9 protein-coding genes are annotated in these 12,664 nt (G+C 60.4%); 4 read left to right on the top strand and 5 right to left on the bottom strand.

Annotated features, from left to right (window positions below; all coding sequences use genetic code 11):
- Positions 1-10: 10 nt before the first annotated feature.
- Positions 11-337 (top strand): ArsR/SmtB family transcription factor, encoded by a 327-nt coding sequence (locus J2887_RS03205; RefSeq protein ID WP_227174009.1) that lies wholly within the window; start codon positions 11-13, stop codon positions 335-337.
- A 64-nt stretch (positions 338-401) separates the two neighbouring features.
- Here the strand turns inward: J2887_RS03205 and aceF are convergent, their stop codons facing one another.
- A complete protein-coding gene (aceF, locus tag J2887_RS03200) occupies positions 402-2,042 on the bottom strand; it encodes a dihydrolipoyllysine-residue acetyltransferase (protein WP_227174008.1) in 1,641 nt (546 codons plus the stop codon).
- 11 nt (positions 2,043-2,053) lie between these two features.
- Entirely contained in the window at positions 2,054-4,717 is a 2,664-nt protein-coding gene (gene aceE / locus J2887_RS03195; RefSeq protein ID WP_227174007.1) for a pyruvate dehydrogenase (acetyl-transferring), homodimeric type, read from the bottom strand.
- Between the two features lie 620 nt (positions 4,718-5,337).
- Here aceE and J2887_RS03190 point away from each other — a divergent pair.
- Positions 5,338-6,702 (top strand): KamA family radical SAM protein, encoded by a 1,365-nt coding sequence (locus tag J2887_RS03190; protein ID WP_227174006.1) that lies wholly within the window; start codon positions 5,338-5,340, stop codon positions 6,700-6,702.
- Between the two features lie 66 nt (positions 6,703-6,768).
- Here the strand turns inward: J2887_RS03190 and J2887_RS03185 are convergent, their stop codons facing one another.
- Positions 6,769-7,092, bottom strand: coding sequence for a hypothetical protein (locus J2887_RS03185; RefSeq protein ID WP_227174005.1), 324 nt, complete (start codon positions 7,090-7,092; stop codon positions 6,769-6,771).
- Between the two features lie 64 nt (positions 7,093-7,156).
- Positions 7,157-8,020 (bottom strand): thioredoxin, encoded by an 864-nt coding sequence (gene trxA / locus J2887_RS03180; RefSeq protein ID WP_227174004.1) that lies wholly within the window; start codon positions 8,018-8,020, stop codon positions 7,157-7,159.
- Between the two features lie 229 nt (positions 8,021-8,249).
- On the opposite strand from trxA, the gene lon reads away from it, so the two are divergent.
- Positions 8,250-10,688, top strand: coding sequence for an endopeptidase La (gene lon, locus J2887_RS03175; protein WP_227174003.1), 2,439 nt, complete (start codon positions 8,250-8,252; stop codon positions 10,686-10,688).
- Positions 10,689-10,749: 61 nt separating this feature from the next.
- Here the strand turns inward: lon and J2887_RS03170 are convergent, their stop codons facing one another.
- Positions 10,750-11,250 carry a MarR family winged helix-turn-helix transcriptional regulator gene (locus J2887_RS03170; protein WP_227176040.1) on the bottom strand — a complete coding sequence of 167 codons (501 nt, stop codon included), beginning with the start codon at positions 11,248-11,250 and terminating at the stop codon, positions 10,750-10,752.
- Positions 11,251-11,600: 350 nt separating this feature from the next.
- Between J2887_RS03170 and J2887_RS03165 the strand changes: the two genes are divergently transcribed.
- Positions 11,601-12,569, top strand: coding sequence for a TPR end-of-group domain-containing protein (locus J2887_RS03165; RefSeq protein WP_227174002.1), 969 nt, complete (start codon positions 11,601-11,603; stop codon positions 12,567-12,569).
- Positions 12,570-12,664 lie beyond the last annotated feature (95 nt).

Genomic DNA, 12,664 nt, shown 5'->3' with positions numbered 1-12,664 from the left:
CAAGCGCACCATGGGCACTCGCAACACAGATACCCGCAATACGGACACCCGCAACCAGGATCACCTCTGCAGGGCCTTCAAGGCCCTCGCCAATCCAACACGACTGCGTATCTACCAGCAGATACGGGATCAGCGCAGCGGTGAGGTGGCCGATTCCGGCTGCAAGCTGGTGGACTTCATCAATTCTTTGAAAGTGGGCGCCCCGACCGTGTCGCACCACCTCAAGGAGCTGGTGAATGCCGGCCTGATCGAGGTGCGCAGGGATGGCCGATTCCTGACCTGTTACCTGAGGGAGGACATGCGGGAGGAGTTACGCCGCTTCTGGGAGCGGACATAAAAAAACCGTGGCGGGTGATCACTCACCGGCCACGGTTTCGGTCAGCCCAACGGCCAGCCAGAGATCACAGCAGCAGGTGCCGGATATCCCCCAACAGCTGGCTCAGACGGGTGGTAAAGCGGGCGGCATCAGCACCGTTCACCGCCCGATGGTCATAGGACAGGGACAACGGCAGCATTAGCCTGGGCTGGAATGCGCCTCCGTCCCACACCGGCTTCATGGCCGCCTTGGATATTCCAAGGATCGCCACTTCCGGAGCATTGACGATGGGCGTAAAGGCGGTGCCACCGATGCCACCAAGACTGGTGATGGTGAAGCAGGCCCCCTGCATTTCTGCCGGTTTGAGTTTCTTGTCCCGCGCCTTGGCGGCCAGCTCAGCGGCCTCCTGGGCCAGCTCCCACAGGCCTTTCTTGTCGACGTCACGAATCACCGGCACCATCAGCCCCGCCGGCGTGTCGACAGCAATGCCAATATGGATGTAGCGCTTGTGGACCAGCTCCTTGCGCTCCATGTCGAGAGACACGTTAAACTGCGGCAGGTCGGCCAACGCCCGGGCACAGGCCTTCAGCAGGAATGGCAGCGGGGTCATCTTGACGCCACGCTTCTCGCCCTCCGCCTTCAGGCCCTTGCGGTAGCTCTCCAGGTCAGTGATGTCGGCGTCGTCAAACTGGGTAACGTGAGGCACATTGAGCCAGTTACGCTGCATGTTGTTGGCGGTGGCCAGGTGCAGGCGCGACATCGCTTCCCGCTCGATCTCACCAAACTGGCTGAAGTCCGGCAGCTTGACGCTGGGAATCCCCGCGCCACCGCTAACCGCACCGCCGCTTTGCACTTTCTGCAGCTGCTGTTTGATGTAGCTTTCGACATCTTCCTTGACGATGCGGCCTTTGGGCCCGGAGCCCTTGATCAGGGTCAGATCCGCGCCCAGCTCCCGCGCCACCTTGCGCACCGCCGGACCGGCATGAACCTTGGCACCCGGGGACGGCACCTCCTGGCTGGTCTGCGCCGGCGCTTCCGCCGGCTGACGGTCAGGTTTGGCGGCAGTCCCGGTGTCCGCTTTCGCGGCCGCCGGCTGCGACGCCGGGGCCTGCTCTTCTGGAGCACTGCCACCGGCCTCAGTGACGGTCATTTCCACCAGGCTGTCGCCTTCAGACAGCGCGTCGCCCTCTCTCACCAGCAGCTTGTCGATGGTGCCGGCAAACGGAGACGGAATCTCCATGGTGGCCTTGTCTGACTCCACCGTGACCAGCGGATCATCCGCCGCCACGGTGTCACCCTCACTGACGTTCAGCTCGATGACCGGTACGTTGTCAAAACCATCCAGCCCCGGAACCTTGACGGTCTCGGTGCGGGAACCACCGGACGCGGGCACCTCGGTTGCCGGTGCGTCCTCGGCAGCCTCTGACTTATCGGCCTCCGCCGGCGCTTCAGCGTCAGCATCTGACGCTTCAGCCGAACCACCGCCGCCTCCGGCGTTGATGGTCCCCACCACATCCCCTTCGCGGACCTTGTCGCCCACCTTGACGGATATCGCGCCAATGGTGCCGGCGGCAGGCGCCGGCAGTTCGACTGAGGCCTTGTCAGACTCCACGGTCAGGATCGGGTCTTCCTCGGCCACTGAATCACCGGCGCTGACCAGAATCTCAATGACTTCTACTTCGTCCGCGCCGCCGAGATCGGGAACCTTGATGTCCTGTTCACTCATCACCCACCTCCTCAGCTATGCACCGGATTTGATTTATTGCGATCAATACCGTACTTGCGCATGGCTTCCAGCACGACGTCTCCTTTCACCTCACCATCTTCAGCCAGTGCCGACAGCGCCGACACCGCCACGTGGTAGCGATCCACCTCGAAGAAGCTACGCAGCTTTTCGCGGGTATCACTGCGCCCGAAGCCGTCGGTTCCCAGGGTGACATAGGTCGCCGGAATGTAAGCCCGCAACTGCTCGGAATGCAGCTTGATATAGTCGGTGGAAGAGACCACCGGCCCTTTACGGGATTCCAGACACTGGGTTACGTACGGTTTCTTCGGCGTGTCGTCCGGGTGGTAGCGGTTCCAGCGCTCGACATGCTGGCCATCACGGGCCAGTTCGTTGTAGCTGGTCACGCTCCAGACATCGCTGGCAATCCCGAAGTCGTCACGCAGCAGCTCCGCGGCGGCACGCACTTCGTTGAGGATTGCACCGGAGCCCAACAACTGAACCCGGGTTGCGTCCTTGTTGCCATCCACTTCCACCGAATCCAGCTGATACATACCCTTGATGATGCCGTCTTCCACACCCTCCGGCATGGCCGGCTGCTGGTAGTTTTCGTTCTCGATGGTGAGGTAGTAGAAGACGTTCTGGTTGTCCTCGAACATCTCCTTCATGCCGTGGTGCACCACCACCGCCATCTCGTAGCCGTATGCTGGGTCGTAGGCCTTACAGTTGGGGATGGTGTTGGCCAGGATGTGGCTGTGACCGTCCTGGTGCTGCAGGCCCTCACCATTGAGCGTAGTCCGACCGGCGGTACCACCCACCAGGAAGCCACGGGCCTGGATGTCACCAGAAGCCCAGGCCAGGTCGCCCACCCGCTGGAAACCGAACATGGAATAGAAGATGTAGAACGGGATCAACGGGAAATCGTTGGTGCTGTAGGACGTGGCACAGGCCATCCAGGCCGCCATTGAGCCGTCTTCGTTGATGCCTTCCTCGAGGATCTGTCCCTGCTTGTCCTCGCGGTAGTACATGATCTGGTCACGGTCCTGGGGCACGTATTTCTGCCCCTCGGAGGTGTAGATACCAAGCTGGCGGAACATGCCTTCCATACCGAAGGTCCGCGCCTCGTCCGGCACGATCGGCACCACCCGCTTGCCGACACGCTTGTCCTTGGTCAGCGCGGTCAGCAGGCGCACGAAGGTCATGGTCGTGGACGCCTTGCGGTCACCGGAGCCTTCCAACACATTCTTGAAGATGTCCAGCGCGGGGATCTGCAGCGGCTGACAGTCCTTGCGACGCTTGGGATAGAAACCACCCAGCTCCTGCCGGCGTTTGCGCATGTAGACCATTTCCGGGCTGTCCGGCGCCGGCCGGTAGTAGGGAACGTCTTTCAGCTCCTCATCCTTCAGCGGCACCGCGAAACGGTCACGGAATTCCTTCAGCGCCTCGACATCCAGCTTCTTCAGGGAGTGAGCGGTGTTCTGGGCCTCGCCGGCACTGCCGAAACCGTACCCCTTGATGGTATGGGCAAGGATCACCGTCGGCCGGCCACCGTGGTTATTGATGGCGTGGTGGTACGCGGCGTAGATCTTGTACGGATCGTGGCCACCCCGGTTGAGTTTGCCGATGTCTTCATCCGACAGACTCTCAACCAGCTTGGCCAGTTCCGGGTACTTGCCGAAGAAATGCTTACGAGTGTAGGCCGCGCCATTGCTCTTGAAGTTCTGCAGCTCGCCATCGCAGACCTCGTCCATCACCCGCTGCATCACCCCGTCCTTGTCTTTCTCGAACAGCGGGTCCCACATCCGGCCCCAGACCACTTTAAGGACGTTCCAGCCAGCACCACGGAAGACACCTTCCAGTTCCTGGATGATCTTGCCGTTGCCACGCACCGGGCCGTCCAGACGCTGCAGGTTGCAGTTGACCACGAAGATCAGGTTGTCGAGCTTCTCGCGGCCCGCCAGGGAAATCGAGCCCAGGGTTTCCGGCTCATCGCACTCACCGTCACCGATGAAGCACCAGACTTTGCGGTCGCTCTTGTCGATCAGCTCCCGGCTGTGCAGGTACTTCATGACATGAGCCTGGTAGATGGCCTGGATCGGGCCCAGCCCCATGGACACGGTGGGGAACTGCCAGTAGTCCGGCATCAGCCAGGGGTGCGGGTACGAGGACAGACCATTGCCGTCAACCTCTTCGCGGTAGGTATCCAGCTGATCTTCGTCAAAACGCCCTTCCAGATAGGAACGGGCATAGATGCCCGGTGAGGAGTGCCCCTGGAAGTAGACCAGGTCAGATTCCCGCTTCTCGTCACCGCCGTGGAAGAAATAGTTGAAGCCGACGTCGTACAGCGTCGCCGCCGAGGAGAACGAGGAAATGTGACCGCCCAGCTCGCCGGGCCGCTGATTGGCCCGCAGCACCATGGCCATGGCGTTCCAGCGAATCAGCGACCGAATGCGGCGTTCCATGAACAGGTCGCCCGGCATGCGCGCTTCCTGGGTCACCGGGATGCTGTTGCGGAACGGTGTGGTAATGGAATACGGCAGTTCGGTGCCATCCCGGCTGGCGCGTTCAGACAACCGCTCCAGAATGTATTTGGCGCGGTCGACGCCCTCCTGTTCGATCAACGATTCCAGCGCGTCAAGCCATTCACTGGTTTCTACGGGATCTTCGTCCTGGTACATCCAACCCTCCCATTAACAAATAGGACAGCGATACCGGTCGGTACCGCCTGAAAATTCTGTCTGTGCGTCCGTCGGTGCTGGTCGCTCGATGGCCGGGGGCAGAGCGCAGGTCCTCGCCTGCCTACAGCATAGATCAGTTCCCCCGTCTTGCCGGCCGGGACGGCGGCCTCAGGCCACCACACCGGATCTTATGTCGTAGTATTACTAACAAAAATCAAGAAAACGACATCATTGCTTGCAAAAAGCCCAGAAAGAGCCCAACTTGCCGGCGCAATTTTAGGAGAATGACGTTTTTTTATGAAACTCTCAAGACATCCCCGACCAAGGTCGTAGGTTGATGCCGAAGCAACATTTCAGACACTAAAGGATTTTTTCAGCCAGCTTGACTGCGCCAGAATCCGCCACCCCGTCACCAGCCCTTACCTTAAAGGCCAGCATTACCCTTGGCAGAACACCAACTTACAAAGAATTTTAATTAGACCTGAAAATATTCACCGATTTGGGTATACTCGCCTGCCCGTTTTTTAATCAACGGCATCACTTTTTCCAGACCATATCACGATGGGCAGAGCCCGTTGTGGGATGGCTTGTTGGTTTTTTCCTAACCCAGAGGGCGATCTATGAATTCCATCGTCACCTTCCCGAACCGCATCCCCACTGCGGAATTCGAAGAGCGACGCTTCCAGGTCTATACGGACCGCCAGCTCGACAAGATCGAGGCCATCCAGCAACTGCCGGAAGAGACCCTGTTCGAAATGCGGGTCGTTGCCAGCGTGCTGCCATTCCGTGTCAATGAATACGTCATCAACGAGCTGATCAACTGGGACAAGGTCCCCAACGATCCGATCTACCAGCTGGTGTTCCCGCAAAAAGGCATGCTGAAAGAGGAGCACTATGAGCGCATGGCGCAGCTCCATCGCGAAGGCGCAGACAAAAAGCTGATCCAGTCCGTTGCCAAAGAGATCCGCGAGGAACTGAACCCGCACCCGGCAGGCCAGATGCAGATGAACATGCCGGAGCTCGATGGCGAGGTGCTCGACGGCGTCCAGCACAAGTACCGCGAAACCGTGCTGTTCTTCCCGGCCCAGGGCCAGACCTGCCACTCCTACTGCACGTTCTGCTTCCGCTGGGCGCAGTTTGTCGGTGACAAAGACCTGAAGATGGCCAGCACTGAGGCGGAGAAACTGCACGGCTACCTGAAGGAGCACACCGAAGTCACCGATCTGCTGGTGACCGGTGGTGATCCGATGGTCATGAAAACCAAGAACCTGGTGCAATACCTGGAACCGCTGCTGGAGCCGGAGTTTGATCACATCCAGAGCATCCGCATCGGCACCAAGGCCCTGACCTTCTGGCCATACCGCTTCGTCACCGACAAGGATGCGGACGAGCTGATCGATCTGTTCGCACGCCTGGTTGACGCCGGCAAGCACGTGGCCATCATGGCCCACTACAACCACTGGCAGGAAATCACCACCGACATCGCGGAAGAGGCCATCCGCCGCATCCGCGCCACCGGTGCCGAGATTCGCGCCCAGGGCCCGCTGATCAAGCACGTCAACGACAATGCCGACGACTGGGCCAAGATGTGGAAGAAGCAGGTCAAGCTCGGGATCATTCCCTACTACATGTTCGTGGAGCGGGACACTGGCGCCAAGGCCTACTTCGAGCTGCCCCTGGCCGAGGCCTACAACATTTACCGCAAGGCCATGAAGAAGGTGTCAGGCCTGGCGCGGACCGCCCGCGGACCGTCCATGAGCGCCGGCCCCGGCAAGGTCGAGGTGCAGGGCATTACCGAGATCAATGGCGAGAAGGTGTTTGTACTGCGCTTCCTCCAGGGCCGTAACCCGGACTGGTTCCAGCGCCCGTTCTTCGCCAAGTACAGCGAAACGGCCACCTGGCTGCATGAGCTTGAGCCGGCGTTCGGGGAGGAGAAGTTCTTCTTCGAGGACGAGTACGACGAGATGCGCAAGGGCAACGGCTAACCCGCCCCGACCATCCCGAGCCGACCCCGAGGGGTCGGTTTTTTTGTGCCCGATCGTTGGCTTTTGTCAGCGTCGGGGCCGCCGCTTGGGCACAAACTCCGGCGGTTTCTCCCGCAGCCAGTCGACAAAATCCACCAGCGGGTCGAGTGTCATCAACCGTTCCCGGGTGTTGCAGTACTGCCCCAGCTCATGCTCGCTGCAGACCTGATGGATGGCGTTGTAACACGGCCGGCAGACCCACAGGGTACGGGTGATCAGATCTTCACGAGAGAACAGTTTCTGGAAGCGTTTCTTGCGGTGAAGCCGCCTGGGAATCAGGTGATGACGCGTCAGCCTGGCGACCGGTCGCAGGCAGAGTTCGCAATGGTCCGGCTGGGGCGGCAGTTTCATGATCGTTAGGGAGCCGGGGCGGGTAAGAGCAGGCGAGCCTGCAACTGACCGCCCCTATTCAGACTCAGTGCATCAGGGTGTAGAGTTTTCTTCGGTAGGTACGCACATCCGGATCACCACTGCCGAGCTTGTCGAACAGTTCAATCAGGGTGGTCTTGGCAATGCCGTCGCGGTAACCGCTGTCGACCTGCATCAACCGAATCAGCAACGCCATTGCGTCGGCATTCTCCTCTTTCAGCACATGCTGCAATGCCCGCTGATGCAGTGCCGCCGGATCGTCCGGATGAGCGGCCAGAGTCTGCTCCAGTTCCGCCACCGGCGGCAGCTCACCGGCCTGGCGGATAAACTTGATGCGTGCCGCCAACTGCTTGGCCTGGGTCTGCAGTTTCTCCTCCGGTGGCAGGCTATCCAGCACCTGCTCCGCGGTATCCACATCCCCAAGTTCCGCCTTCAGCTGGGCAATATCGATCAGCACCTTGAGGTCGTCGGGATCGTTCTGGTTCAGCTCTGTCAGGATCGCCAGCGCGCCTTCAACGTCGCCGTCCTGCCAACGCTGGTGTGCGGTCTCATAGGGGTCCTCCGCCGGCGCCTCTACGTGCTTGTCCAGCACCTGGCGGATCTCGCTTTCCGGTAAGGCACCATTGAAGCCGTCCACCGCCTGGCCATCCTTTACCAGGATCACCGTGGGCAGGCTGCGAACACCGAGGCTGGCGGTCAGTTGCTGCTGTTCATCGGCATTCACCTTCGCCAGCCGGAACTGCCCCTGGTACTCATTGGCCAGTTTTTCCAGCAACGGCATCAACTGCTTGCAGGGGGCACACCAGTCCGCCCAGACGTCGATCAATATCGGCGTTTGCGCCGATGCCTCCATGACCGACTCCTGAAAGTTCTCCATGGTGGCATCAAATACGTGGGGCGATTCACTCATGCTGGGCACCTGACTGTTGGCTAACGGTTAACGGGTTCGCCGGCGGGCAGGCCGGCATGATTGCAGAGATAGCTCAAAGGTGATGGCTGCAAGGGGGAAATTCAAGGGAGCCTGCAATATCGCTTAACAACGCCACACCCTTGAAAAACCGGGGGCCGACGTTACATAGCAAAAAAGAACGGACCGACGGTTCTCGGCCCAATCACTCACCGGACAGAAGTTGACCCTGATGAGCAACGACAACAGCAGTGACGCCATTGAGGATGTAACCGAGTACATAGGCAAAGACGAACACAGCAAGGGACTCGCCCTGCCCCAGCAACTGATGCCCCGGCGCATGTACGTTCTGCCGGTGGCGAACCGGCCGTTCTTCCCCGCCCAGGTGCAGCCAGTGATGGTCAATAAAGACCCCTGGGACGACACCCTGAAACGGGTCGGGGAAACCGACCACCAGGTGGTGGGCATCTGTTACGTCAACAATCCGGACCCGGACAACGCCATTCCCGCCAGCGAGGAACTGGAGGTGATGGGCTGCGCCGTACGGGTCCACCACCCCCAACGCAACGACGGCAAGGTCCAGTTCATTGCCCAGGGTCTGCAGCGCTTTCGCATCGTGCAGTGGCTGCGGCGCAAACCGCCCTACCTGGTGGAGGTGGAATATCCCGAGGCGCCGGAAGAAGAGCCCGACGAGCTCAAGGCCTACACCCTGGCTATCATCTCCGCGATCAAGGAACTGCTACGCACCAACCCGCTGTACGGCGAGGACATCAAACAGTATCTGTCCCGCTTTGGCCCGGAGGACAGCTCGCCCCTGGTGGATTTCGGCGCTTCCATGACCAGCGCGCCGGGCCCGGAACTCCAGGACGTGCTCGACACCGTGCCACTGCTCAAGCGTATGGAGAAAGTGCTGCTGCTGATGGGCAAGGAGCTGGAGGTCGCACGACTGCAGGCGGAGATCAGCGAGGAGGTCAACGATAAGGTGCAGAAGCACCAGCGCGAGTTCTTCCTCAAGGAACAGTTGAAGGTGATCCAGCGTGAGCTGGGTATCGCCAAGGATGACAAGACCGCCGACGTCGAACGCTTCGAGCAGCGCATGGCCGAACTGACTCCGCCCGAGCATGTTCGCGAGCGCTTCACCGACGAGATCCAGAAACTCCAGATGCTGGAGCAGGGCTCACCGGAGTATGGTGTCACCCGCAATTACCTCGACTGGCTGACCCAGGTACCCTGGGGCCGCACATCGCAGGACCACTTTGACCTTGCCGAAGCCCGCCGCATCCTTGATCGGGACCACGATGGCCTCGACGACGTCAAGGACCGCATCGTGGAGTTCCTCGCCGAAGGCACCTTCAAGGGCGAGGTATCCGGCTCAATCCTGCTGCTGGTAGGCCCGCCTGGGGTCGGCAAGACCTCCATCGGGCGTTCGGTCGCGGATGCCCTGGGGCGGGAGTTCTATCGCTTCAGCGTCGGCGGCATGCGTGATGAGGCCGAGATCAAGGGCCACCGCCGCACCTACATCGGCGCCATGCCCGGCAAGTTCGTCCAGGCGCTGAAGGACGCCAAGGTGGCCAACCCGGTGATCATGCTGGACGAGATCGACAAGATTGGCGCGTCGTTCCAGGGCGACCCGGCCTCAGCCCTGCTGGAAACCCTCGACCCGGAGCAGAACCGGGAGTTTCTCGACCATTACCTGGACGTCCGCATGGACCTCTCCAAGGTCCTGTTCATCTGTACCGCCAACCAGCTCGACTCCATTCCCCAGCCCCTGCTGGACCGCATGGATGTGATCCGTCTCTCCGGCTACATCGCCGAGGAGAAGCAGGCCATAGCCAAGCACTACCTGCTGCCACGGCTGCTGAAGCGGGCGGGATTGATGAAAAAGCAGCTCAACATCACCGATGCGGCGCTGAAGCAGGTGATTGAAGGCTATGCCCGTGAAGCGGGGGTGCGAAATCTGGAAAAGCTGATCCACAAGATTCTGCGCAAAGGCATTGTCCGACTGCTGGAGGACCCGGAGACGCCGATCAAGGTCGGCGTGGCGGACCTGGCCGAATACCTGGGCCAGCCGCCGTTCAAGAAGGAGCGGGCGCTCAAGGGCGTGGGGGTGGTCACCGGCCTGGCCTGGACCGCCATGGGAGGCGCCACCCTGAGCATTGAGGCATCCCGCATCCACACCAGCCACCGCGGCTTCAAGCTCACCGGGCAGTTGGGCGATGTAATGAAGGAGTCTGCAGACATCGCCTACAGCTACATTTCGTCGAACCTGAAGCGCTACAAGGGCGACACCGCCTTCTTCGACAAGTCCCAGGTGCACCTGCACGTGCCGGCCGGGGCGACACCCAAGGACGGCCCCAGTGCCGGCATCACCATTGCCACGGCGCTGTTGTCGATTGCCCGCAACGAGGCGCCCCGCCAGAACGTGGCAATGACCGGAGAACTGACCCTGACCGGCCAGGTGCTGCCCGTCGGCGGCATCCGGGAAAAAGTGATTGCGGCACGGCGCCAGAAGATCACCACCCTGATTCTGCCGGACGCCAATCGCGGTGACTACGAGGAATTGCCGGATTACTTGAAGGAAGGGCTGGAAGTGCACTTCGCCCAGCACTTTGGCGACGTGTTCCAGATCTGCTTTGAGGACAAGCCGAAAAAGAAAGCCAGCGTTCACTGACCCAACGAAAAAGGGACGGGTAGTTGCCCGTCCCTTTTCTGCGATTTGGCCATCCGGCGGACTATTTCTTGCCGCCTTCCTTCCAGCCGTCTTCCCGCAGGACCGGCCCCACATCGAGCACCGGCGAGGCATCGATATGGTCGGCGTCCATCATGTTCGCCACCCGCTGCAGGGACGAGATGATCATGGTTTGCTCCCATTCCTGCAGGCTCTGGAATTTCTCAATGAACTCCTCCTGCAGCGGCTGGGGAGCCCGTGCCAGGATCGCCGCCCCTTCCTCGGTGAGGTGAGCGTGCACCTTGCGCTTGTCGCGGGTGCTGCGAACCCGGTAAACCAGTTGCCGGTGTTCCAGTCGATCCAGAATGGTGGTTACGGTAGCCTGACTCAGGCTGACCTGCTCGGCGATGGTACCGATGGTCACCTCCCCCAGATCCCGGATCGTACGCATGATCAGCAGCTGCGGCCCGGTCAGGCCAGCGTGTTTGCTCAACCGTTTGGAATGCAGATCAGTCGCGCGAATCACGCGCCGGAGCGCCACCAAAACCTGTTCGTAGTTATTCACGGCACTCCCCCACTCCGCCACATCAAAAGGGCGGGAATTATAGGCATTGGCGGTATCCGAGTAAAAAGCCTTGTGGGCAGACACGACGACCTCATCTCCTCGCAGTTACCGGTGGACTCCAATTATTTACAGCTCTAACTATTAGATTCCGATACCGCCCGCAATGCAAGTGTGGAGATACCGAGATGGGGACCTCCGCCGCCATCGCACAAATCCTGACAGCATTTTTTCAGCCAGCCACTATGATAAGGTCTCAACGCCATGGATAAGGTCTCAACGGCCATGCGTGGACGCCGCCAACGGCGCGGCCCGAATGTTTCACCTGATCGGCATCGGACACAACAATACTCATGATGTACCAGAACCCTGACCAACCAGGCACCAGCCTGCCCCGCACCCTGTTCATCCTGCTCCAGGTTTCCCTGGCCCTGTTGCTGGCTTCAACCGCCCAGGCACAGAGCGAGGAGCAACCACCGACATCAGCCGATGCCGAAGACGTCAAGCAACGGGTAGACACCCTGACAGAACCGCTCTACAACCCGTTTGTGGAGCGCTACCTGCTGGATGAGGTCAAGAACCTGCGGAACGAATTACTCAATACCCGCGCGGAACTTATCGAGAAGGTGGTCGACAAGGAACTGACGGTAGCGGACAAAACGATGTCCTACGCCACAGACACCGTCACCTACTTCTTCTATCTGATCGCCGGTGCCACGTCCATCCTCGTTGTGATCGGCTGGAACTCGATCCGGGACATGCGATCCCAGCTCACCAGCCTGGCGGAAAAGCGGGTCAACGAGCTGGTTATCGAGTACGAGAAGCGCCTGAAGGACATTGAGGAACAGCTGCAGCAGAAATCCGACATCATTCAGCAGAACCAGGAAGAGATCGAACGCACCAACGAGGTGCATTCGCTCTGGCTTAAAGCCAGCCAGGAGACCTCCCATCAGAACAAGATCTCGGTATACGACCAGATCCTGGACCTGCGCCCGGACGATGTGGAAGCCCTCAGTTACAAGGCCGATGCGGTGCTGGAACTGCAGGAGCCGCTGTGGGCCATCAGCCTCTGCCTGCGGGCCCTGAAGCTGGCCCCGGACAACGGCCACGCCCACTACCAGCTGGCCTGTGCCTACGCCGAGATCGGCCGCTGGGAAGATGCGGTCAACACCCTGAGCAAGGCCGTGGAAATCTCCGAGGCGTATCGCGACGATGCCTCGGTTGACCCCAGCTTCTCCCAACTGCAGGAACACGAGCAGTTCCGCGCCGTGGTCTTCCCGGACAATGGTCAGGAAGAGGAAGACGAAGAACTGCCATCCTGACCCGATGCCGGGCACTCCCGGCACAGGTTTTGCCTACCTTTTTGCTCATGCCTCTGAGCAAACGCACACCACGGCCTCACCAGTCGCCCTGCGGC

This window comes from Marinobacter sp. CA1 (assembly GCF_020546665.1).
Taxonomy (GTDB): domain Bacteria; phylum Pseudomonadota; class Gammaproteobacteria; order Pseudomonadales; family Oleiphilaceae; genus Marinobacter; species Marinobacter xestospongiae.
The sequence above is the reverse complement of the archived record's forward strand: the minus strand, read 5'-3'. Positions and strand labels throughout refer to the sequence as shown.